Below are 22,555 nucleotides of genomic sequence, written 5' to 3'. Positions count from 1 at the left end.
GGCACCACCATGAGCCAGCACCCGCACGGTCCCGGCGGTCCGTACCGCCCGGGCGGCGGGCAGCCCCCGCAGTTCCCCGGCGGGCCGGGCCCCATGATGGTCCCGCCCCGGCCGCCGATGACCGCCCAGCTGCGGCTGCTGCTGCGGCTCACCCTGCTCTCCCTGGGGGTGAGCGTGGCGAACAGCCTCGTGGAGACGGCCGCGGGACCCAGCACGCTGCCCGGCATGGAGGACGTGGTCCGGGTCCCGGGCCTCCCCGGGGGCGGGCTGGCCGCGGCCGTGATGCTGTTCGGCGTGCTGCTGACGGTGGCGCTCTACGCGCTCGTCTGGTTCCCGCTGCGCGAGCAGCTGCAGTGGGGCTGGATCCTGGGCCTCGTCTTCTGCTCCCTGGCCGTGCTGGGCGACGTGTTCGACCTGGCCGTGTACCTCCTGGGCGGGCACCTGCTGCCGGGGCTGAGCACCACCGTCCTGGTGGCGGTCAACGTCGTGTGGCTCATCGTGGCGGGCCGTCCCGGGGTCCGCGCGGCGCTGCGCTGACGGAGCCGGACTGCTGGAGCCGCCCTGACAGGGCCGCCCTGACGGAGCCGCGAGGACGGTCAGGCGGTGGCGGTGACCGGCGGGGCGGCCGACCACGGGAAGACGATCCACTCGTCGGTGGCCTTCCACAGGTAGTCGGGCCGGATCACGGAGCGGGGCTTGCCGTAGATGACGGCGGAGCGCGCTTCGGCGCCCAGCCCGCGCAGCAGCTCGAGCACCAGGGCGAGGGTCCGCCCGGAGTCGGCCACGTCGTCGACGACGAGCAGCCTCCGGCCCGCGATGGACTCGGTGTCCAGCATCGGGGCGAGCAGCACGGGGTCCGGCAGGGTCTGGTGGACGTCCGTGTAGAACTCCACGTTGATCGCGTCGGAGAGCTTGACCCCCATCGCGTAGGACAGCGCTCCCGCCGGGAGCAGCCCCCCGCGGGCCACGGCGATGATGATGTCCGGCAGGAAGCCGCTGTCCACGACGCTCTGGGCGAGCTCCTGGGTCGCTTCACCGAAGCGCTCCCACGTGAGGATCTCCTTGCCCTCGAGCTCGACTGCGTCCGCGTGATAAGCCATGCGCCTCAGGCTACCGGAGCCCCGGACGGGTGGAGCCGGGACCCCAATGGTAGTAAGTTCACTGATCGGATCGTTGCCCACGGGAGCTCCCCGCACCGGAGAGGACGCCATGACCCAGCACCCGGAGAAGGGCCGCACGGCCCTGCTCGTCATCGACATGCAGAACTCGTACTTCGACTTCCCCGAGCTCGAGGAGCAGCGGGAGTCCGTGACGGAGAAGGTCAACGAGCTGATCCGGGCGGCCCGCGAGGGCGGCTGCCCGATCGTGCTGGTCCGCACCCAGCACGAGCGGGACCGCTCCACGTGGACCGTCAACATGCACGACGACGGGCAGGGCTTCGCGTTCCCCGGCACGGAGCAGTCCGCGTACGTGGCCGGCCTCGACACCGAGGGCGGAACGGGACTGGTGAAGACCCGGGACAGCGCGTTCTTCGACACCGACCTCGCATCCCGGCTGCGCAGTCTGGGCGCCACCCACGTGGTGCTGTGCGGGATCTCCACGCACAGCTGCGTCTCCCAGACGGCGATCGACGCGTTCGCCCACGACTTCCGGGGCGCCGTGGCCCGGGACGCCGTGGCCTCCGAGAACACGGACCTGTCCCAGGCGCTGCTGGCCTTCCTCGAGGACGAGATGCGCCAGGACCTCCTCGGCCAAGAGGACGCCGTCGCGCGGCTGCGGGGCTGAGCGGTTGCGGCCGTGAGCGTCCGAGGGGTCCCGGTCCCCGCGTGACGTCCCGCGTCGCGGCCGCCCCCCGCCCGGTTCCGCCCCGGTCCGCGGCCGGAGAGCGGCGCCACAGGGTTTTCTCAAGTGTGACTTTGCATATTCGCGCTATCAGCACCGTCACTACTCGAGGAGACACCATGAACACCTCATCCGGTCCCCGCGAACTGCTGCGGGACCCGCCACAGCGTCCGCGAGGACGCCGCACGGTCGCCGCGGCCGCAGCCCTCGTGCTCGGTGCGGGCGGCATCAGCGCGTCGGTCGCCGCGACCGAGGTCGTCCAGCGCAACCCGGGCGGGCTGACCGCCGTGGGTCCCGTGAACACCGAGCACGGCTTCCCCGCCTGGTACGAGGACAGTGGCAAGGTCCGCACGGAACTGTGCCTGGAGGCCGACAACCCGCTGTGCGCCTTCCCGCCCGGGGACGTCCCGGACCCGCTGCAGCCCATCTCCTTCCCGGACAACTTCCCCGGCGAGGCCTTCTACATGCTCGCCGGCTCCGAGGTCGCCGTGCCGGGCGGCGGGGACGCGGTCCTCACCCTCGCGCTCGAGGCCGCCTTCGCCAACGAGAATCCCATTGCCGGGGACCAGGTAGTCTTCGCCCGCCAGCGCGTCGACGTGGACGACGCCGCACCCAACACCACCCTGACGTTCACGCACCCCTACGGCACCGTGACGGTCGACACCGACGAGCGGGGCCGCGGTCGCCTGGTGGAGGACGTCTCACCGGCCGTCGGCAACTTCCAGACGCCGCTCAAGGGGGACATCGGGCCGTTCCTGCAGTGGGACAGCGGGGCTCCCGAGGGCTACCTCGGCAATCCCGACGTCGAGCACACCGTGACGGGCAGCCCGCTCGGCACCAACTTCTTCGAGGTGACGACCGCGGACGGCGCCACCGCCCGCAACGACCAGTTCTCCGTGATGGGCAAGCTCTCCACCAACACGGGGGTGCAGGCCGACCGGGCCGTCGTCGGAGGAGGCCACATCGACGTCTTCGCCACGAGCCGCGGGGACCAGCTCGAGGTGGTCGGCCAGGACGGCGTGTTCAGCACCACGCCCATGGAGAAGGACGAGGGCGACTCCGAGCGGGCCTACGCCCGGATCGCGTACACGGGCGCCGCGCCGGCGAGCGTGACGGTCCGGAACCTCGGGGACAAGCCCGTCAGCAGCGCAGAGGTCGCCGTCACCGACGTCTCGGTGGCGACCGCCGCGACCTACGACGGCACCGCGCTGACCGTCGAGGCGACGTCCTCCTCCGGGACCGCCCCGGAGGTCGCCGGCTTCGGGACGCTCGAGGCCACCGGCACCGCGAACCTCTTCAAGGGCACGTTCACCACGGCCGCTCCCCCGGTCGAGGCCACGGTCTCCACCTCCGGGACGAGCAGCACCACCGTGCCCGTGGTGATCACCGGCGGGGAGGCCTCCCCGGTCGGGGAGGACCCGGTCGAGCCCCAGCCGGATCCCGGTCCCGTCACGGACGGCACGACCCCGGACAACCCCGACGTCGAGCAGCCCGCGGCCACCGCGGCCGTCGCCGCTCTGCCGGGATCGGTCGCCCGAGGGATGGCCACGGAGCTGGACGGCAGCGGGTCCACGAACGCCGCCACCTACGAGTGGTCGCAGGTGAGCGGGCCCGAGGTGAGGTTCAGCGACCCGACCGTGGCCAAGCCGAAGGTCATGGTGCCGTTCTTCACCACGATCGCCGCCACGGCACCGTCCGCCCCGGACGAGGACCCGGTCCTGCAGCTGGTGGTCACCAACGCCGCGGGGGTCGAGAGCGAGCCCGCGACGATCACGCTCGGCAGCGACGACGAGGTGACCGTCGCGGCGGCCTCCCGGCACCGGAGCGGCAAGGAGCTGCGGATCATGGGGACGGCGCTCGTCCCCGGAGCGCCCACCCTGCTGAACCCGGCCACGTCGGTGAACATCTACGACACGACCTCGGGCACGCCCGTGAAGATCGGCTCCGCCCCGGTGGACTCGCTCGGCAACTGGGAGTACCGGGCCAAGCCCGGACCGGGCGGGCGCGTCTCGAGCGTGCTCGTGCAGTCCACCCGCGGCGGAGAGGCGAGGGGGGTGGTCAGCAACCGGTGAGCATCTGAAGCAGCATTCCTCCCAGCCGGCCCGCGCTCCGACCCCCTCGGAGCGCGGGCCGGCCCCTGTGCGTGCCACGGTGTCCGGGGCGGCGCGGTCCCGGCGCAGGGGTCAGGGGTCAGGGGTCAGGGGTCAGGGGGCGCAGCAGGAGCAGCCGGGGCCGCACCCGCCGGCGCACCCGTCGCCGTGCTCCTCGTCGCCGTCCTCGTCGTCACCGAAGAGCACGGCCACCGGGGTGCAGCAGGCGTCCCCGCGCCAGGCCTCCAGGCCCTCCCTGACGGCGAACCCGGCGATGACGAGGGCGGCCAGCGGATCGGCCCAGGTCCAGCCCAGCGTGCTGTTGAGCACCAGGCCCACCAGCAGCACGGCCGAGAGATAGCTGCAGATCAGGGTCTGCTTGGAGTCGGCCACCGCCGAGGCCGAGCCCAGCTCCCGGCCGGTGCGGCGCTCGAACCATGACAGCAGCGGCATGACCACCAGGCTCACCGCGGCCAGGCCGATGCCCACCGGGGAGTGCTCGGGCTCGGCGGCCCCGAGCAGCGTGCGGATCGCGTCGACGGTGACGAAGGCGGCCAGCCCGAAGAAGGAGAACGCGATCACCCGCAGTGCCACCTTCTCCCGGCGGTGCGGGTCGGGGGCGGCGAACTGCCAGGCGACCGCCGCGGCCGAGAGGACCTCCACGATCGAGTCCAGGCCGAAGCCGATCAGTGCCGCGGAGGAGGCGACGGTGCCGGCCGTCAGGGCGATGACCGCCTCGAGGACGTTGTAGGTGATGGTGCCGGCCACGATCCAGCGCACCCGCCGGTGCAGGACCGCCCGCCGGTCGGTCGTGAGGGGCGCGGCCCCGAGTGATGCCGAGGTCATGCCTCCACGGTACCCGCCTCGGCGCACCCGGGCGCGGGGCCGGTGGGAGGCCCGGATCGGTCAGGACCCGGAGCATGCAGAGCGCGGGACGGTCAGAGACCCTCGGGCACGTCGTCCTCCGGCGTCTCGTCCTCGGGCAGCTCGCCCTCCGGCGCCCCGTTCTCGGGCAGCTCGTCCTCCGGGTCCTCCGCCGCGGGGAACTCGCCCGGGGCGACCCCTGCCAGGCGCAGGAAGTCGCCGCACGCGAAGGGCGTCGTCGCCGGCGACCAGGGGGTGTCCGCGTTGAGGAACGAGGTCCGGTCGAGGGCGAGGATCCCCAGGATGACCTCGGCGACGATCCGCCCGCCCACCGGTCCGAGGGTGCGGCCGCCCAGCAGCTCGGCCTCCTTCAGCACGTAGAACCACAGCGGGGCCCTGCCGTTCCAGCCGCGCTCGGTGAGCCCCAGCCGGTCGTTGGGGATCGGGGTGACCCCCATCGCCCTGGCGACATCCTGTCCGGCCGGCAGCCCGAGCCGCTTGCCGCGGAGCAGGTTGCGCCGGGCCAGGTTGAGGATGGCCCCGTCGACGTGCTTGACCACGGTGGGCGGGAGCTCGGACAGCGGCAGCGCGAGCTTCGTGTCGATGAGCCGGGTCATGTTGCGGTCGTCCGGGTCGCTCATGCCGGGGATCTCGAAGAAGTAGTTCCAGTCCGCCCGGGCCGTCGAGGGGATGGGGCGGGAGCCGCGGAGGTCGTGGCCCGGGGAGCCGAAGAACGGGATGGTGACCTCGTCGTTCATCTCGTACTCGGCCCGCACCATGGAGTGGCCGAACCGGTAGGCGCCCACGGAGTACTCGATCGGCATCATGGGGCGGGAGGGATTGCCCGGCTTGTAGAAGCGGCGGTCCACGGCCACGGAGCCCGACCTGCCCGCTGACAGCATGCTCTGCACCAGGGGCCTGCCGACCACGTGGGGCAGGAAGTCGTGCACGATCAGCCACTGGAAGTGCCAGCGCAGCAGCCGCTGCGCCTCTTCGAAGGACTCCCCGGAGTCCACGAACCGGTTGTGCGCCTGCAGGAACGCCAGGTGGAGCTGGGCGATGATCAGGTTCTCGTCGTTGCGGTGGTCGCCGATCACCGCCGTCCCGTCCGCGTGGCGGGGCAGGTCGGGGCGGCCGTCGGGCGTGACCCCGATGCGCATCCGCCGCGGGTCCGCCGGGTCGTAGAGCTGCGGATCGACCCCAGGGCCCCTGCCGTACACGGAGCCGAGGTCGAAGAAGGGGGTGTCGAAGTTGACCAGGGCCTTCGGGTCCTGGTCCTGGTCCGGCATCGGCGTGCGGTCCAGGGTCATGTCGTGGTCGATGAACTGCCCGAGGTAGGCGAAGCCCGCGGACATGTCGGGGTTGTCGAAGCCGTCGTTGCTCAGGGACACGTCGGACAGCGGCGGCGTCCGGTCGATCATCCGCTCCGCGAGCGCGTCGAGCAGCGCGTCGTCGGGCGCGAAGGCCGGCAGCTTCGGGAACATGACGCCGAACCGCCCCTCGGTTCTCCGGCCGGCCGTGACGGCGATCTGGGAGCCGCGCAGCTCACCCGCCCCGTGCCCCGTGCCGCGGGACAGGACGCCGGCCGCGGGGCTCGGCGCCGGCCGGCGCCGAGCGGCGTGGGCCGCCGTGGCATCCACGGCGGGCAGGGCCACGAGCCCGGCCGCCAGCCCGGTGAGGATGCCGCGGCGCGAGACGCCGGGTCCGCCCGTCGTGGGAGCCGCGGGGCAGGCGGCGGGGTGCTGGGCTTCCATGGTGCGTCCTTCCGGGACGGCCCGTCGCGGCGGGCACGGTGTTTGCTCCAGTGAATCGACGGGGTCTTGGAAAAGTCTTGGACCGTGTCCGGGGCGCCGCTCAGGGGGTGCGGGGCAGCAGCACCGTCGCCTCGACGGAGGAGGCGGGCACGGCCCCGTAGTCGCGGGAGTCCACGGACGGGTACCGGTTGTCGCCGAGCACGAAGAGGTGTCCCGGCGGGACCGTGACCGGCCCGAACCAGGTGGCGTCGATCCTGCTGTGATCCACGAAGGGCTCGGGGACCTCCTCACCGTCGACCACCAGCACGGCGTCCTCGATCGCCACGGTCTGGCCCCCGGCCGCCACGACCCGCTTCACCGTGGTGCGGCCGTCCTGCGGGTCCGCGAAGACCACCAGGGAACCCGGGGCGGCCCGCCGCTCCGGGGCCCCGGCCTTGAGCAGCAGGACCACCCCGCCCTCCGGCAGGGTGGGCTCCATGCTGTCGGAGCCGACGAGGAGGGGTTCGACCAGCCACAGGCGGCAGGCGAGGACCGCCGCGGTGCCCAGCAGCACCGCGGCGGTCGTGCGCCGCCGGGCCCGGGGAACGGTCACCGGCGTTCCGGCTTCCCGCCGCCGCTCTTGCCCTTGCCCCGCTTGGTCGGCGTGGGCGTCGGGCTCGGGGTCGGCACCGGGCTCGCCGTGGGCGAGGGGCTCGAGGTGGGCGAGGGGCTCGAGGTGGGCGACGGCGACGGCGAGGGCGTGGCGCTCCCGGACGGGCTCGGCGAGGGGCTCGGCGAGGGGCTCGGCGAGGGGCTCGGGGAAGGAGCGGGGGCGGAGCCGTCGTCCCACTGCGCCGGCGCGGCCGTCATCGGGTCCCAGGGGTCCGGGTCGTCCTCGGAGAGTCCCACCCGGAACTGGACCATCATGTCGTGGTCCTCGTGGGAGAGGTTGTGGCAGTGGATCATGTACCGGCCCTTGTGGGGGCCGAACTTCATGAGCAGCCGGACGGTCTCGCCCTCGCCCACGTAGACGACGTCCTTGGGGCCGCGCTCGTAGTTGAATGCGGCGCGGCCGTTGCGGCTGAGCACCTGGAAGTCGATGAGGTGGATGTGCAGCGGGTGGTACCAGCCGCCGGAGTTGTTCTCGAACTCCCAGATCTCCACGGCGTCGACGTCCACCTGCGCGGCGACCTTCTTGTAGCCGCTGGCCACGACCTCCTGCCAGGTGACGTCGTTGATCACCCACAGCCCGTTGCTTCGGTCCAGCTCGAAGCGCCGGGTGCGCGTCGACTGCCCCGCCGTCAGCGCCATGACCTCGTTGTGCCCGTCCAGCTGCGCGGGGATCCGGTTCCAGGTGGGGTCGGAGGTGTCCACGGGCTCGTCGACGACGTCGAACGCCATGATCTGGTGGGTGTAGTCGTAGTCCACGTTGTTGTCGTTGGAGAGGTTGCGCAGCTCGACGCGCTGCCCGGTGCGGTACTTCCGGAAGTCGATGAGCAGCTCGTAGCGCTCCGCCCCGGCGTGCCGGTAGTTGTTCACGAACTGGGTGCTCGGCATCAGGCCGCCGTCCGTGGCGACGATCGCGATCGGGTCGCCCGTGCTCAGGGTGGGGCGCAGCGACCGGGAGATGCACGCGTTGAGCACCCGGAACCGGTAGACGCGCTTCTGCACCTGCATGACGGGCCAGGGGCGTCCGTTGACCAGGATGACGTCCCCCCACAGCCCCGAGTGGCTGTTGTCGTCGTAGCCGAGCGAGCCGTCCTCCGCGAACATCGCGTCCGAGACGGTGACGGCCACGTCGTAGCGGCCCTGGGGCAGGAGCTCCCGCTCCAGGGGGTCGTGCATGTGGTACTGCGCCGCGAGACCGGAGTACGCGTTGAGCGCCGTGTAGTGCACCCCGTGGTCGTGGTACCAGAGGGTCCGGGCCGGCTGGAAGTTCGGGTAGTAGTAGTCCTTGTAGAAGCCCGGGTTCGTGACGTCGTTGGCGTAGCCGTCGTACTGCGGCAGGGACGCGGACCCGTGCAGGTGCGTGGAGGTGGACAGGATGTGCCCGTCCAGGGGGTGCACGGACGGCAACTGGTTGCGCACCCGCAGCACGGCCTTGGTCCCCCGGTCGATGCTGATCGTGGGCCCGGGGAAGATCCCGTTGTAGCCCAGGATGGGCGTGGTGAGCCCGGCCCGGGGCAGGATCTGGGCCTGGGCCGCGCGCTCGGTCACCACGTAGTGGTGCACTGGCCGCCCGTCGGCCGGGTCCACGGACCGGGCGTGCGGCTGCAGCACCGGCGCCTGGACGAAGGGCGTGCGGAACGGCCGGGGCATGTCCGAGTCGCGGAGCTCGCTGGCGGACTTGGCCTCCACGGAGCGGGTGGGCACCGCGAGTGCGCCGGCCCCCAGCGCACCCAGTCCGCCGAGCAGCAGGACTTTTCTTCTCGAGACGGTCATCGGAGTTCTCCTTCGAGCTGGCAGGACGACGACGGGCCGGATCCGCGCCCCGCGCTGCGCTCCGCAGCGGCGGGCACGGTCGGCCGTGCCGCGGAGGTCGCGGCGGCTGGCACCCTGGGGGTCGTGCCGGGGGTCACCGGGGACCACCACCGCGGTGGTGGTCGGTCCCGAGGGACAGGCGTGCGCTGCGGGGACCCTCGAGGGTCAGCTCGAGGGCCCGGTCCGGGACCTCGAAGAGAAGCTCGGTCCGCAGGGCCTCGCCCTGGGCGAGCGCCTGCTCCTGGACGGAGGCGTGCAGAGCGCGGGAGGACTCGCCGCCGAGGCGCTCCACCTCCCAGTCGGCGGCGTCGAAGTCGACGCCCCCGGGCTCGAGCGCGGTGAGCTCGAGCAGGATCCGGACGCGGTGGGTGCCGTCCTCTGCGGTCTCGCTTCCGGCGGCCGGCGCGCCGGCGTCCGGCTCCTCCGGCAGGACGCCGTTGACGCGGGCGAGGCCGCCGGGCACGGTGGCGACCGCACCCAGCGGGGCGCCCGGCTCCTCGTCCTGGCCCAGCACCGCGGCGCCCAGCACCCCGAGCAGGCCGAGGAGGAAGACGGCGGGCAGCACCCAGAGCCGGGAGCCGCGGCCCGCGGGGCGGGCCCGAGCCGGGGCGCCGGAGGCCGGAAGCGTGGCGGAAGAGGTCATGCCAGCACGATGAGGAGCCGACCTTGAAGAAAAGTTGCCGGCCGGCAGCCACGCCCCGGGACTGCGGACCGGGGAGGACACACGGCGTCATCCGTGACGTCCCCGGGTCCGGCTCCGCTCTCCTCCGGGCCCGGCTCCGCTCTCCTCCGGGCCCGGCTCCGCTCTCCTCCGGATCCGGGCGCCGGCACCGGACCCCCATTTTTGGGGGGTGCGGGACCCCCCGCAGGGGGCTGACCCGACGACGGGGAGACACCCCACACTGGAATTCACTTTCGGGAAGGGGGACCCGTGGCAACGACAGGTGATGGTGGGGCAATGAGCGGACCGGGCGTGCGGCTGACCGTGCGCGTCCTGGGACCGCTGGAGGTGCGGCGGGGGGACCGCGTGCTGACGGCGCAGGAGCTCGGCGGCCCGAAACAGCGGCAGATCCTGGAGATCCTGCTGCTGCAGCTGGGCACGCCGGTGTCCAAGGACCGGCTGGTCGAGCTCCTGTGGGGAGACCGGCCGCCGGCCGCCGCCCTGCAGAACCTCGAGAGCTACGTCAGCGTGCTGCGCCGCGGACTGCAGCCCGGCGCGGGCCGCAAGGGACCGCTGCGGACCGCCAACGGCGGGTACGTCATGGACGCCGAGGCCGTGGACCTGGACCTCCGCCGGTTCGAGCTGGCGGTGGAGCGCGCCGGCCACAGCCGCCCGCACGAGGCCTACGCCCTGTGGTGCGAGGCGCTCGAGCGGGCATCGGCGCCGCTGCTCGAGAACGAGCTGCGCTGCGAGTGGGCGGAGCGCCAGCGCGAGGTGCACGCCGCGCTCGTGCTCGAGGCCCGCGTCTCGGCCGCCGAGTGCGCCCTCGGGCTGCGGCTCCACCACGAGGCCGTGCGGCACGCGCGGGCCGCGCTCGTCGAGGACGTGCTCCAGGAGCGGGCGTGGACGGTGCTGATCCTGGGGCTCGAGGGCTCGGGCCGCCCAGTGGAGGGCCTGCAGGCCTACGAGCAGTGCCGGCGGACCCTGGCCCGCGAACTGGGCTGCGCCCCGTCCACGGCGCTGCAGGACTCCTACGCCCGCATGCTGCGGGCCACGGCCGAGACGAGCGGCGATCTCGGCCAGGTCCTGACGGCCCTCCTGGTGCTCCACGGCCAGCTCGGCGACGCGGACTGGATGCCCGGAACCCGCGCCCCGCTCGCCCGGCAGGAGGCGGCCTCCGTGCTCCAGGCCTTCCTGGGCCGATCCGTGGGTGCGGCCGCGTGAGCGACCCGGCCGGGCGGGCGCACGCCCCGCGGTGCCGCAGGGCGTCCTCCCTGGTCACCCCCCGAAGTGGGTACAGTCCCCGGCTTGCCCCTCGTTATTTGCGATCGCCATACTACCGATACGTAGTAGGGGGATTGCCGGGGGGCTGGTCCGGGATGGGCACTGAGAGCGGAGACGGGCGCGCCGCGCGCACCTCGATCCTCGTGGTCGACGACCACACCACGTTCGCCGAGCTGCTGACCGGCGCCCTGAGCCAGGAACCGGACCTGCACAGCATCGGCGTGGCCTCGGACGTCGAGTCCAGCGTGCGCCTGTGCGCGGCGCTGCGGCCCGACGTGGTGGTCATGGACTACCACCTCTCCGGCGGCAACGGCGTGACGGCCTCCGCCCGCATCCTGCAGGACCGCCCCGGGACGCGGATCGTCATGCTCACCGGGGACCCCACCCAGCACGTGCTGGAGGCGGCGGCGGCCACCGGGATCTGCGCCTTCCTGCCGAAGGACGGCTCGCTGGCAACCCTGCTCGAGACCGTCCGCAGCGCCCGCTGCGGCACGATGGCGGTCCACCCGTCCCTGCTCGCCGCCACGGAGCCGAGCCGCCGTCCGAGCGGCGGCGCGCCGGCCCTCACCAGGCGCGAGCTGCAGGTCCTGCACCTCATGGCCCAGGGGCACAGTGTGTGCGCGAACGCCCGGCTGCTCGAGATCACCCCGAACACCTGCCGCGGCTACGTGAAGACGATCCTGGCCAAGCTGGGGGCCCACTCCCAGTTGGAGGCGGTCGCGGTCGCCTCCCGGCTCGGCCTGCTGACGGCTCAGCCGTGAGGCGTCTGCTCGCGCGCGCGGACCGCGCCTCACCCGAGAGCGCCGCCCTGCTCGCCGACTGGCCGGTGACCCCGCCGCCGCCGGTGACCGACCGCTCCGAGGTGCGCTCGGCGGTGCGGAGGTTCCTGCTCGCGGGACTCGTGGTGCTGCTCGTGGCCGCGGTCCCCGCGGTGTGGTGGGTCCGGGCCGTGGCCGAGGAGCACGCCGTGGAGCACGTCCTGCACATCACCGAGCGGCTGGCCAACTACGCCGTCGCGCCCCTGATCACCGACGAGCTGCTCACGGGCGACGCCGCCGCCACCGCCCAGCTGGACGTCCGGCTGCAGCCCTGGCTGAACGACGGGACCATCCGCCGGATCAAGATCTGGGACACCTCCGGCACGGTCGTCTACTCCGACGAGCACGAGCTCATCGGGCAGAACTACGGTCCGCCCTCCTGGGACGACGACCTCGTGGCCCGCGGCGAAGGGGTCGCCACCGTGGAGCAGCAGCAGGAGGCGGAGAACGCACACGAGTCCGGCGCCGGGCAGCTGGTCGAGGTCTACGTGGGGTTCGTCCCCGCCGGCGGAGAGCAGCTGGTCTTCGAGGCCTACTACGACGACTCGATCGTGCGGGAGGAGCAGCGCTCCGTGCTGTTGGGCATGGCCCCGGCCCTGCTGCTGATCCTGGTCCTTTTCCAGCTGGCGCAGCTGGCTCCCGCCGTGGGTCTCGCCCGCCGGCTCCAGGCCCACCGCTCGGCGCGCGCGCAGCTGCTCCAGCACGCCGTGGACGCCGCCGAGCTGGAGCGGGTGCGGGTGGCCCGGGATCTGCACGACGACGTGATCCAGGAGCTGGCCGGGCTGTCCTACTCCCTCGAGGCCCAGGAGATGACGGCGGCCGTCCCGGAGCAGCGCAGCGCCCTGGGCCGGTCCCGGTCGATCCTGCAGGGCAGCCTCCGGACCCTGCGCGGGATCACCACCGCCCTGTACTCCCCGGACCTGCTGACCCTCGGGCTGCCCAAGGCTCTGGCCCGCCTGGCGGACCCGCTGGCCCAGCGGGGGATCGACACCTCCGTGCAGATCGGGCCGGCCGTGTTCCTCACGCCCGAGCAGGAGGGGATGTTCCTGAAGGTGGCACGGGAGGCATTCGCCAACATCTCGAAGCACGCCCACGCGTCCACGGTCCGGCTGCAGCTCGACGTCCGGCCCGGGGCCACGGTCATGTCGATCACCGACGACGGCACCGGCTTCGACGACTCTCTCGGCTCGCCGGAGGGCCACCTGGGCCTGCGCATCATGCGGGACATCGCCGACGCCGCCGGCGCCGACCTCGAGCTCAGCTCGCGGCCCGGGGTGGGGACCACGGTGCTGGTCACCCTCCCCCACGACGCGGTCACGCGCCGGTTCTGAGCGCCCGGCCCCCGCACGGGGCCGGCGGCCACGGGAGCGGGTCTACGCGGTGGCGCCCTGGGGCAGGTCGGCGGTCATGTCCTCGACGTAGCGGCGCACCTCGGTGCCGAACAGTTCGATGCTGCGGCTCATCCGGGCGTGGTCCAGGGTGCCCACCGCGTACTTGAGGTCGAAGCGGGAGGCGCCCAGAGCCGCCGAGGACCGCACGATCTTGCGGGCGACCGTCTCCGGCGAGCCCACGAAGTAGGCGCCCTCCGGTCCGCACATCGTGTCGAACTCCGCGCGGGTCAGCGGACCCCAGCCGCGCTCCCTGCCGATCCGGGCGTGCGTGTAGGCCTGGTGCGGGAAGAACTCCTCGCGGGCCTGCTCGTCGGTCTCCGCCACGTAGCCCGGGGAGTGGAACGCCACGGGCTGCGGCTCCTTGCCGAAGTGCTCGAGGGCCTGGCGGTAGTAGTCGGCGAAGGGCGCGAAGGCCGCGGGGCTGCCGCCGATGATCGCGAAGATGACGGGCAGCCCGTAGTGGGCGGCGCGCACCACCGAGTTCGGCGAGCCGCCCACGGCGATCCACGTGCGCAGCGCGCCGGCCTCGGTCTTGGGGTACACCTCCAGGCCCTGGATCGGCGCGCGCAGCCGGCCCTGCCAGTCGATCCTGCCCTCGGTGCGGAGCCGGTCGAACAGCTGCAGCTTCTCCTCGAACAGCGCCTCGTACTCGTCCAGCGGGTAGCCGAACAGCGGGAAGGACTCGGTGAAGGAGCCGCGGCCCAGGATCACGTCGGCGCGGCCGGAGGAGAGGGCGTCCACGGTGGCGAAGCGCTGGTAGACGCGCACCGGGTCGTCGGAGCTGAGCACCGTCACCGCGGAGCCCAGGCGGATCCGTTCCGTGACCGTGGCGATGCCGGCGAGCACGGTCTCGGGCGAGGAGACCGCGAAGTCCTCCCGGTGGTGCTCCCCGATGCCGAAGAAGTCCAGGCCCACCCGGTCGGCCAGCACGGCCTCGGCCACGACGTTGCGGATCACCTGCGCCCCGCTGAGCAGCCGCCCGTCCGGCCCGGGGTAGAGGTCGCCGAAGGTGTTGAGGCCGAGCTGGATGGTCATGCGGGGCTCCTCGTCGCAGATTTTGTGGATACATCCATAAAAGTCTCCGTCGGACGTCCTTATTCCGGGGCCGCGTCACCGTGGCCGCTCCCCCGCTGCGGTCGGGCGGTCCGAGTTCAGCGTGAAAGGTAGCGTGGAATCCCGGCCAGTCAGGGGCGGGAGGAGCGCATCGATCAGGGCGTCTCTGGTGCTCGGCAACCTCCGCTCACGCCCCGCCCAAGATGCCCGCCTATGGTGTCTGCGGAGAACCCTATTGTGGGATCTGTGAAGACGGTTGTGAAAGTCCGTTTGCTCCCCGACGACCAGGCAGGTGACGTGCTGGGGCGCACCCTGGTGCTATGCAACATCGCCGCCACGCAAGTCGCTACCACCGCGCAGGCCCGGGGGGTGTTCCGTAACTGGGACCTGCGCAAGATCACCTACCAGCCGCTGCGGGAGGAGGGCCTGTCCTCGCAAACCGCTCAGCACGTGATCAAGAAGGTCGCCGACGCCTACGCCACGCGCACGGCAAACGCCCGGGCGGGTCGCTACGGGCCCAAGGACGGTGCCCGCTACCAGCGCATCATGGGCACCTCTGTCGTGTTCCGCCCGCATGCGGCCCAGCCCTACGACGACCGCGTCCTGTCCTGGGATCACCAGGCGCGCACGGTGTCGATCTGGACCCTCGAGGGTCGGAAAATCGTGCCCTTCACAGGGGCTCCCGAGCACCTGGTGCTGGTAGCAGCCCACCGCAAGGGCGAGTCGGACTTGATCCACGACCGGGCCGGGCGGTGGTTCCTGGCCGCCACCATCGACATCCCCACCCCGAAGGTCACCGAACCAGATGGGTTCCTCGGAGTGGATATGGGGATCGTGAACATCGCTACCAGCTCCGACGGGACCAACTGGTCCGGCGGGGCTGTCACTGCCCGGCGGAAGACGAATCTGGCGGTCCGCCGATCGTTGCAAGTCCGCGGCACGAAATCCGCCACACGCCGATTGAAAAAGCGATCCGGGCGCGAGCAACGCTTCGTGCGCGACGTCAACCACCGAATCAGCAAGCACATCGTCGAGACGGCTGAACGCACCGGGAGAGGGGTGGCGGTCGAGGACCTGACCGGCATCAGGACCCGGGTACGGCACCGGAAGCCGCAACGCTCGACGTTCCACTCCTGGGCCTTCGCCCAACTCGGAGCCTTCCTCATCTACAAGGCCGAACGCGCCGGGGTCACCTTCGTCCAGGTCGACCCGGCCAACACCTCCCGGCAGTGCTCCGGGTGCGGGCACGTGGAGAAGAAGAACCGGACCGACCAGGCGAGTTTCGCCTGCCTTTCCTGTGGCGTGTCGTTGCACGCCGACCACAACGCCGCGATCAACATCGCCGCCCGTGGTCAGCAGATGTGGGGGCGCAGTCAACCGTCCCATGATGCAGCCTGCCCCCGACAGCCAGCCGGGACACCAGAGCAGCAAGCCCGGCCGTTCAGGGCCGAGTCGTTGACCGGGTCAGCCACTCCCACGCGGTGTGCTTCTCGGGGCCGGGGACCCCGCTGACGATCCACGCGATGTCGTCGGTGGACAGCGGGAACGGCGGCACCCCCTCCTGCTCGGCGGGCTCGAGCTCGTCCACGTGCTCGAGGCTCCACAGCTCGGCGAACACCTGGGTGGGACCGCGCCGGTCCACCAGCCGCTCGCGGACCTCCTCCGCGAGCTCGTCCAGGTGGTCCTGCAGGAAACCGGTGAGCTCCGCCGCGAACCCGTCCGCGCCCCGCTCCGCGGGGTCGATCTCCCACGTCCGCCGCACGACCGCCAGGACCTCGTCGTCCCCCAGGCGTGCGCCGTCCCGGCGGGGGTCGGGGACCTCGGCCGGGACCGGCTCGCCGGCGGCGACGGCCAGGAAGCGCTCCTGGAGGGCGAACAGCGCGGCGACGGTCAAGAGGTCGCGCACCCGCCGGCCAATCCCGTCGTCGTCCTCCGGTCCGGCGGACGGACTGTCGAGGCCCTCCCAGGCGTGGCGCACCCACGCCCGGGTCCGGTCGGGCTCGCCCGAGCGGACGGTCGAGGGGCGGATCGAGGACGGGCGCCAGCCGGCCGTCGCCGCCCGCCACCGGTCGTCCAGGGCGGGGTCCCCCGGAACCACGGGCTCGGAGGGGCCGGGACGGTCGGCGGGCGGGTGGCTGAACACGGTGCGGCTCCTGGGTCGGACGGGACTGGTGCGGGACGCGCGGTCCGGACCCAGCGTAGGGCGTTCCCGGCACGTCCCCGGGCCCCGTCCGAAGCGGACGGGGCCCGGGGACGTCACCGGCGGGACGTCACCGGCGGGACGGGGTCACGGCTCGGGATGCACCACCATCGCGGAGCCGCCGTAGCCGCGCTCGGTCTCGGCCGCCGCCTCGAAGCGGTCGCCGCCGAGGATCCGCAGCGCCGAGGCGTTGCCGATCCAGCGGCGCGGGGGTGGGACCAGCTCGTGGCCCAGCCCGCTCAGCTGCCGGCCGACCTCGGAGTCGGCCAGGCCGAGGTCGGCCTCCTCCGCCCCGTTGCGCGAGCTCAGCCGCGGCGCGGCCACGGCGTCGACGAGGGCGAGATCCCGGTCCACGTGCCCGGTGAGGATCTGCGCCACCGTGGTGATGATCGTGGCGCCGCCGGGCGTGCCCACCGACATCCACGGCTCCCCGTCCTTCAGCACGATCGTGGGGCTCATCGACGAGCGGGGCCGCTTGCCCGGACCCGGCAGGTTCGGGTCCGGCACGCCCTCGGTGACGGGCGCGAAGCTGAAGTCGGTCAGCTCGTTGTTGAGCAGGAACCCGTGCTCCGGGACCGTGATCCCGGAGCCGCCGGTCTGCTCGATGGTGAGGGTGTAGGAGACCACGTTGCCCCACCGGTCGGCCACGTTGAGGTGGGTGGTCGAGACGCCCCCGGCGGGCTCCGGCTGGCGGGCTCCGGGCGCCCCGCACTCGGCGTACTCCCCGTCGGGCTCCCCGAACGGGACGGGGCGCTCCTGGGCCGCCTCGGGGTCGAAGCGGCAGGCGCGCTCGTCGGCGAACTCCTGGCTCGTGAGCTCCTCGACGGGCACGCCCTCGACGTCCCCGATCCACCGGTTGCGGTCCGCGTAGGCCGTGGCGCTCGCCTCCGAGAAGCGGTGCAGGTACTGGGTCTCGGAGACCTCGGCGAGACCGGTCCCCGTGCGCTCGTCGTAGGCCTCGAGCAGGTTCAGGGTCTCGGCCACCGTGATGCCGCCGGAGCTGGGCAGGCCCATGCCGTAGACGTCCAGGCCCCGGTACTCGGTGTGGGTGGGCTCCTTGAGCAGGGCCTCGTAGGACTCCAGGTCCGCCGGGGTCAGCTCCCCGGCGAGCACCTCCACGCCCTCAGCGGTGGTCGGCCGACGGCTCTCGTCGACGACCGCCCGGCCGATCGCCCCCTCGTAGAAGACGTCGGTGCCCTCGTGCCGGATCGAGTGGTAGGTGCGGGCGAGGTCGGGATTGCGGAACACGGTCCCGACCTCGGGCGCCTCGCCGTCGGGCAGGAACAGCTGCGCGGTCTCCGGGAACTTCCCGAAGCGCTCGGCGTTGGCCGCGGTCTGCTCCTGGAAGTGCTCGTCCACCACGAAACCGCGGGCGGCGATCTGCTCCGCGGGCCGCAGCAGGTCGTGCAGGTCCATGGTCCCGAACTCCTCGGCCGCGGTCTCCCAGGTGGCCAGGGTGCCCGGCACGCCCACCGACTTCCCGGAGCTGACCACGGTGTCGAAGTCGAGGGGCTCGCCGTCGTCGCCCAGGAACTCGTCCTGCGTGAATGTGGCCGGCGCGGTCTCGCGCCCGTCGATCGTGCGGATCTCGCCAGTCTCCGCGCTGTGGTGCACGAAGAACCCGCCGCCGCCGATGCCCGCGGAGTACGGCTCGGTGACGCCCAGGGTCGCGGCCGCCGCCACGGCGGCGTCCGCGGCGGTGCCGCCCCGCTCGAGCACGTCGATGCCCACCTGGCTCGCGAGGGGGTCCACCGAGGAGACCGCGCCGCCGCCGCCGGTCATGGTGGGGACCTTGGGCAGCTCGGCGGTGACGGGCGAACCCCGGCCCCCGTGCTGCCGGTCGTCGTGCGCGACGGCCGCGGTGCCGGAGAGAACGGTGCCGGAGACGCCGAGCGCTCCGGCCAGACCCAGTGCGAGGTACCTCAGGGATGCGCGCATGGGCTCATGCTGGCACCGGCCCGCCGCCGCCACCAGGGGAAACGCCTACATGTCGGCCGGTGGCGCCGGCGTGCCCAGGCCCGGCGAGGACGCGATCATCCGGTGCACCACCGTCTCGGCGTCCGTCGAGGGGTTGCCGAAGCGGTGCATCGTGACGGAGACGGCCTGCTCCGCGAGCAGCGGGAGCATCTCCACCCGGGAGGCGCCGACCACCGGGTCCGCGAGCAGCGCGATCTCGGGCCGCTCGGCGAGCGCCTCGGCGAGGCCGGGCGCGGTGCCCACGACCCGGATCCGTCCGGACCCGCTCGGGTCGGCCCAGTCCGCGGCGACCCGGGCGAAGGCCTCGTCCCCGCAGGGGTCCAGCACGGAGCGGAACAGCTCCTGCACCTCCGCGGGGACCTCGTCCGCGGGGGCGAGGACGGCGCGCGCGCCGGAGCGCACCGCGGCGAGCCCCACCCGGATCACGTCCGTGAGGGGGGCGTCCTCGGCCGCCCGCACGACGACGTCGCGCGGGCGGTAGCGGAACAGGTTGGCCTCGCACTCCAGGCCGGTGGGGTCGTGGGCGCGGCCGAACTCCCGGTCCCACCACGCCTGGTCCTGCTCGGCGCAGGCCGTCAGCCAGGCGGCGTCCGCCTCGGGCACGAGGGGCCGGAGCGCGGCGAGGTGGTGGGCGACGGCCTCGGAGGGCTCGGCGCCGGTCTCCCCGGACGGGTCCTCCTCGAACGGGGCCTTCTGCCACGAGCCGAGCTGGGCCAGGTAGTTCGGTCCGCCGGCCTTGGCCCCCAGCCCCACCGAGGACTTCTTCCAACCGCCGAAGGGCTGGCGCTGGACGATCGCCCCGGTGATGCCGCGGTTGACGTAGAGGTTGCCCGCCTCGACGAGCTCCACCCACGTGCTGATCTCCTCCGGGTCGAGGGAGTGCAGCCCGGCGGTCAGCCCGTACTCGACCGCGTTCTGCAGCGCGAGCGCCTCCTGCAGGTCCGCGGCCTCCATCAGCCCCAGGACGGGGCCGAAGCACTCGGTGCGGTGGAAGAAGGAGCCCGGGGCCACCCCCGTCTTGATGCCGGGCCGCCACAGCCGCCCGGTGTCGTCGAGCTGCCGCGGCTCGAGCAGCCACTGCTCCCCCGGGTCGAGGCGGGTCAGGGCGCGGTGCAGCTTGTCGCCGGGCTCGGAGATCACCGGGCCCACCGACGCCTGCAGGTTCTGCGGCCAGTCCACGACCATCGAGGACGCGGCGTCGAGCAGCTGCCGGCGGAACCGCTCGGACTCCGCCACGCTGCCCACGAGGATGCCGAGGGAGGCCGCCGAGCACTTCTGCCCGGCGTGGCCGAACGCGCTGGTCACGAGGTCCCACACGGCCCGGTCCCGGTCCGCGCTGGGGGTGATGACCAGGGCGTTCTTGCCCGAGGTCTCCGCCGTCATCGGCCGCCCCGACCGCCAGGACTGGAAGAGCTGGGCCGTCTCGTAGGCGCCGGTGAGGACGATGCGGTCCACCCCGGGGTGGGAGACGAGGGCCTGCCCCACCTCCCCCTCGACGGAGTCGACGAGCTGGAGCACGTCCCGCGGCACCCCGGCCTCCCACAGCGCCTCGACCACCGCGGTCGAGCAGCGCCGGACCTCGGGGGCGGGCTTGTGCAGCACGGCGGCGCCGGCGGCGAGGGACGCGACCGTGGAGCCGGTGGGGATCGCCAGCGGGAAGTTCCACGGCGGGGTGACCAGCACGAGCCGGTCCGGGACGAACCGGGCGCCGTCCACGGTCTCGAGCTCGAGGGCGCGGCGGGCGTACCAGCGGCAGAAGTCGATGGCCTCCGAGACCTCCGGGTCCGACTGGCCCAGGGTCTTGCCCGCCTCCGCGCCGGCCACGGCCAGCAGGTGCCCCCGGCGGGCGGCCAGGACGTCGGCCGCCCGGTTGAGGATCTCCGCGCGCTCGTGGGCGCCGCGGGCGTGCCACCCCTCGGCGGCGGCCCGCCCCGTGGTCACGAGCCGCTCCACGTCCTCCGCGTCGACGGGATCGGGCACGGGCAGGGCCTCGTACCACTGCCGGTCCCCGATCCGGGCCGCGATCTCCTCCGCCCACGACTGGTTCGCGGGGACGGAGACGTCGGTGTCCGGCTCGTTGCGGAAGGGCTCCTCGAGCGGCAGGTGCGCGGACCCGGCGTCGGGCACGGTGCGGTCCTGGGCGCGGGCGGGGGCCGGGGCGGCGTCCTCCTGCGGGTCCAGCGCCTCGAGGGCCGCGCGGAACCGCTGCTCCTCCCGCGCGAAGATCTCGTTGTCGGGGGCCAGCTCGAAGATCCCCGACATGAAGTTCTCGTGCGAGGCGTTCTCCTCGAGCCGGCGCACGAGGTAGGACACGGCCACGTCGAACTCGGCCGGGCGCACGGCGGGCACGTAGAGCAGCAGCTGCCCGACGTCGGCGCTCACGGCCCGCGCCTGCTCGACCGCCATGCCCTGGAGCATCTCGAACTCGATCCGGTCCGTCACGCCGCGGCGCTCGGCGAGCAGGTGGGCGAAGGCGATGTCGAAGAGGTTGTGCCCGGCCACCCCCAGCCGCAGCCCCGTCATCCGCCCGGGCACGAACAGCCAGTCGAGGACCCGCTTGTAGTTGGTGTCGGTCTCCTGCTTGCTGCTCCACGTGGCCACGGGCCAGCCGTGCAGCTCGGCGTCCACGCGCTCCATGGGGAGGTTCGCGCCCTTCACGAGCCGGACCTTGATCCCCGCGCCCCCGGCCTCGACCCGCTCAGCGGACCACGCCGAGAGCCGCCGGACCACCGCGAGCGCGTCCGGCAGGTAGGCCTGGACCACGATCCCCGCCTCGAGCCCCCGCAGCTCCGGGTGCTCCAGGAGGCGGGTGAACACCTCGGTGGTCAGGTGCAGGTCGGAGTAGACCTCCATGTCGAGGTTGATGAACTTGCTCCCGGCCGGGGCCTGCGCCGCGGCGCGGTAGACGGGCAGCAGCCGTTCGACGACCTTCGCCACGGTCCCCTCGAAGCCCCAGTGGGACAGCTGCGGGACCACGGAGGAGACCTTGACGGACACGTAGTCGACGTCGTCCCGGTCCAGCAGCGCGGCGGCGTCGGCGAGGTGCTTGTCCGCCTCCTCCTCGCCGAGGACCTCCTCGCCGAGGAGATTGATGTTGAGGCGGTGGCCCTGGGCCGTCAGCTTCTTCACCGCCTGTCCGAAGGCCTTGGGGCGGGCGTCCACGATCATGTGCCCCACGAGCTGGCGGAGGCGGGTGCGGGCCGCGGGGACGACGATCTGAGGCGCCCTGCCCGAGAGGGCGGCGCCGAGCCGGATCTGCGCGCGGTCCGCCACGGGCATGGTGCGGGGCACGATCTCGGCGAGCGCGTTCAGGGCCCGCCCGGCGGCCCGCACGTCCTCGGTGCGCACCACCCGGTCCACGAAGCCGACCGTGAACTCCAGCCCGTGGGGGTCCTGGAGGACGGTGGCGAGCCGGTCGGCCGCGCCGTCACGGTGCCGGCGGCCCTCGGCGGCGCGGATGAGCCACTCGCGGACCAGGGCGACGGCCTCGTCGGCCAGGGCGCGGGAGTCGGGGACGGACGGGGCGTCGGCGGTCATGGCGGCACTCTCCTGAAGGCTCCGCCCGGCAGCGGTGCCGAGGCACACCCTCGGCCACCGGCCGCGTCCACCGGGCGTCACGGTGGCCGGTGAGTCCACGCTACGGCCGGAGCGGCCGGGGCGGAAGGCCCCTATCCGCCCGCCTGCCGCAGGATGTCCGTGGCGAGCCGGCCGAGGACGGCCTTGTGCGGGGCGAGCATGGCGTACCAGTAGGCGCGCCCCGCCGCGCCCGCCGGGCGGAACACCGTGGTCTGGCGGTAGACGAGGGTCCCGTCCGGTCCCGGTTCCAGGCAGATGTCCAGCCAGGCGTCCCCCGGCATCCGCACGAGGGACCGCAGCCTCAGCCGCCGCGGCGGCTCGAGGGCCTCGACCGTCCACCAGTCCAGGCGCTCCCCGGCCGAGAGGTGGTCCGGGTCCTCGCGGTGGCGCAGCCGCCCGGGCGGCAGGCCCAGGCGGTTGGCCGTGGCGCGGGCGGCCCACACGCGGTCCGTGCTGTACCACCCGCGCTCGCCGCCGATGCCCTCGACGACCGCCCACACCGCGTCCCGGTCCGCCGTGGTCGTGCGCTCCACGGTGTCGACGTAGAAGCCCCGCGTCTGTGCCATGCCCCTATCCAAGCACGCG

Annotated in this window: 18 protein-coding genes; 7 read left to right on the top strand and 11 right to left on the bottom strand. The window is 73.2% G+C overall.

Features of this window, described 5'->3' with window-relative positions:
• The first annotated feature begins 9 nt into the window (after positions 1-9).
• Positions 10-537: a hypothetical protein gene (locus Q0817_RS04110; protein WP_298584728.1), complete on the top strand. Its 528-nt coding sequence runs from the start codon at positions 10-12 to the stop codon at positions 535-537.
• Between the two features lie 59 nt (positions 538-596).
• On the opposite strand, the gene Q0817_RS04105 is transcribed toward Q0817_RS04110, so the two are convergent.
• Positions 597-1,100, bottom strand: a complete 504-nt coding sequence (locus tag Q0817_RS04105) for a phosphoribosyltransferase (protein ID WP_298584725.1) — start codon at positions 1,098-1,100, stop codon at positions 597-599.
• Positions 1,101-1,209: 109 nt separating this feature from the next.
• Between Q0817_RS04105 and Q0817_RS04100 the strand changes: the two genes are divergently transcribed.
• Both Q0817_RS04100 and Q0817_RS04095 read left to right on the top strand, forming a co-directional pair.
• Positions 1,210-1,785 carry a cysteine hydrolase family protein gene (locus Q0817_RS04100; RefSeq protein ID WP_298584722.1) on the top strand — a complete coding sequence of 192 codons (576 nt, stop codon included), beginning with the start codon at positions 1,210-1,212 and terminating at the stop codon, positions 1,783-1,785.
• Between the two features lie 176 nt (positions 1,786-1,961).
• Positions 1,962-3,914: a hypothetical protein gene (locus Q0817_RS04095; protein ID WP_298584719.1), complete on the top strand. Its 1,953-nt coding sequence runs from the start codon at positions 1,962-1,964 to the stop codon at positions 3,912-3,914.
• Between the two features lie 132 nt (positions 3,915-4,046).
• Here Q0817_RS04095 and Q0817_RS04090 read toward each other — a convergent pair whose 3' ends face one another.
• The 5 genes from Q0817_RS04090 to Q0817_RS04070 all read right to left on the bottom strand — a co-directional run bounded on the left by Q0817_RS04090 (position 4,047) and on the right by Q0817_RS04070 (position 9,653).
• A complete protein-coding gene (locus tag Q0817_RS04090) occupies positions 4,047-4,778 on the bottom strand; it encodes a cation diffusion facilitator family transporter (RefSeq protein WP_298584716.1) in 732 nt (243 codons plus the stop codon).
• Between the two features lie 92 nt (positions 4,779-4,870).
• Entirely contained in the window at positions 4,871-6,550 is a 1,680-nt protein-coding gene (locus tag Q0817_RS04085; protein ID WP_298584713.1) for a heme peroxidase family protein, read from the bottom strand.
• A gap of 100 nt (positions 6,551-6,650) precedes the next feature.
• The gene (gene lepB, locus Q0817_RS04080; protein ID WP_298584710.1) at positions 6,651-7,142 is read right to left on the bottom strand and encodes a signal peptidase I; all 492 of its coding nucleotides are present in this window, start codon (positions 7,140-7,142) and stop codon (positions 6,651-6,653) included.
• Positions 7,139-8,971: a multicopper oxidase family protein gene (locus tag Q0817_RS04075; protein ID WP_298584706.1), complete on the bottom strand. Its 1,833-nt coding sequence runs from the start codon at positions 8,969-8,971 to the stop codon at positions 7,139-7,141. Before Q0817_RS04075 ends, lepB begins: the two co-directional genes overlap by 4 nt.
• 133 nt (positions 8,972-9,104) lie before the next feature.
• Positions 9,105-9,653 carry a hypothetical protein gene (locus Q0817_RS04070; protein ID WP_298584703.1) on the bottom strand — a complete coding sequence of 183 codons (549 nt, stop codon included), beginning with the start codon at positions 9,651-9,653 and terminating at the stop codon, positions 9,105-9,107.
• 315 nt (positions 9,654-9,968) lie between these two features.
• Here Q0817_RS04070 and Q0817_RS04065 point away from each other — a divergent pair, with 315 nt between their 5' ends.
• The 3 genes from Q0817_RS04065 (at position 9,969) to Q0817_RS04055 (ending at position 13,104) form a co-directional block, all read left to right on the top strand.
• Positions 9,969-10,895, top strand: coding sequence for a BTAD domain-containing putative transcriptional regulator (locus Q0817_RS04065; protein ID WP_298584701.1), 927 nt, complete (start codon positions 9,969-9,971; stop codon positions 10,893-10,895).
• Positions 10,896-11,050: 155 nt separating this feature from the next.
• On the top strand, positions 11,051-11,716 hold the full coding sequence (locus Q0817_RS04060; RefSeq protein WP_298584698.1) for a response regulator transcription factor: 666 nt from the start codon (positions 11,051-11,053) through the stop codon (positions 11,714-11,716).
• Positions 11,713-13,104 carry an ATP-binding protein gene (locus Q0817_RS04055; RefSeq protein WP_298584695.1) on the top strand — a complete coding sequence of 464 codons (1,392 nt, stop codon included), beginning with the start codon at positions 11,713-11,715 and terminating at the stop codon, positions 13,102-13,104. The genes Q0817_RS04060 and Q0817_RS04055 overlap by 4 nt, the downstream gene beginning before the upstream one ends.
• Positions 13,105-13,146: 42 nt before the next feature.
• Here the strand turns inward: Q0817_RS04055 and Q0817_RS04050 are convergent, their stop codons facing one another.
• A complete protein-coding gene (locus Q0817_RS04050; protein WP_298584692.1) occupies positions 13,147-14,199 on the bottom strand; it encodes an LLM class flavin-dependent oxidoreductase in 1,053 nt (350 codons plus the stop codon).
• Between the two features lie 264 nt (positions 14,200-14,463).
• On the opposite strand from Q0817_RS04050, the gene Q0817_RS04045 reads away from it, so the two are divergent.
• Entirely contained in the window at positions 14,464-15,729 is a 1,266-nt protein-coding gene (locus tag Q0817_RS04045; protein WP_298584688.1) for a transposase, read from the top strand.
• Here Q0817_RS04045 and Q0817_RS04040 read toward each other — a convergent pair.
• From Q0817_RS04040 to Q0817_RS04025, 4 genes are all read right to left on the bottom strand, one after another.
• Positions 15,659-16,360, bottom strand: coding sequence for a hypothetical protein (locus Q0817_RS04040; protein ID WP_298584685.1), 702 nt, complete (start codon positions 16,358-16,360; stop codon positions 15,659-15,661). The two genes, Q0817_RS04045 and Q0817_RS04040, sit on opposite strands and share 71 nt — an antisense overlap.
• A 144-nt stretch (positions 16,361-16,504) precedes the next feature.
• Positions 16,505-18,355: a gamma-glutamyltransferase gene (gene ggt / locus Q0817_RS04035; RefSeq protein ID WP_298584682.1), complete on the bottom strand. Its 1,851-nt coding sequence runs from the start codon at positions 18,353-18,355 to the stop codon at positions 16,505-16,507.
• A gap of 45 nt (positions 18,356-18,400) precedes the next feature.
• On the bottom strand, positions 18,401-21,931 hold the full coding sequence (locus Q0817_RS04030; RefSeq protein WP_298584679.1) for a proline dehydrogenase family protein: 3,531 nt from the start codon (positions 21,929-21,931) through the stop codon (positions 18,401-18,403).
• A gap of 131 nt (positions 21,932-22,062) precedes the next feature.
• Positions 22,063-22,536, bottom strand: a complete 474-nt coding sequence (locus Q0817_RS04025; protein ID WP_298584676.1) for a DUF2867 domain-containing protein — start codon at positions 22,534-22,536, stop codon at positions 22,063-22,065.
• Positions 22,537-22,555: the final 19 nt, after the last annotated feature.

The sequence above is a fragment of the uncultured Kocuria sp. genome (assembly GCF_947500125.1).
Taxonomy (GTDB): domain Bacteria; phylum Actinomycetota; class Actinomycetes; order Actinomycetales; family Micrococcaceae; genus Kocuria.
Note: the sequence above shows the minus strand (reverse complement) of the source record. Positions and strands in the feature narration are given on the sequence as shown.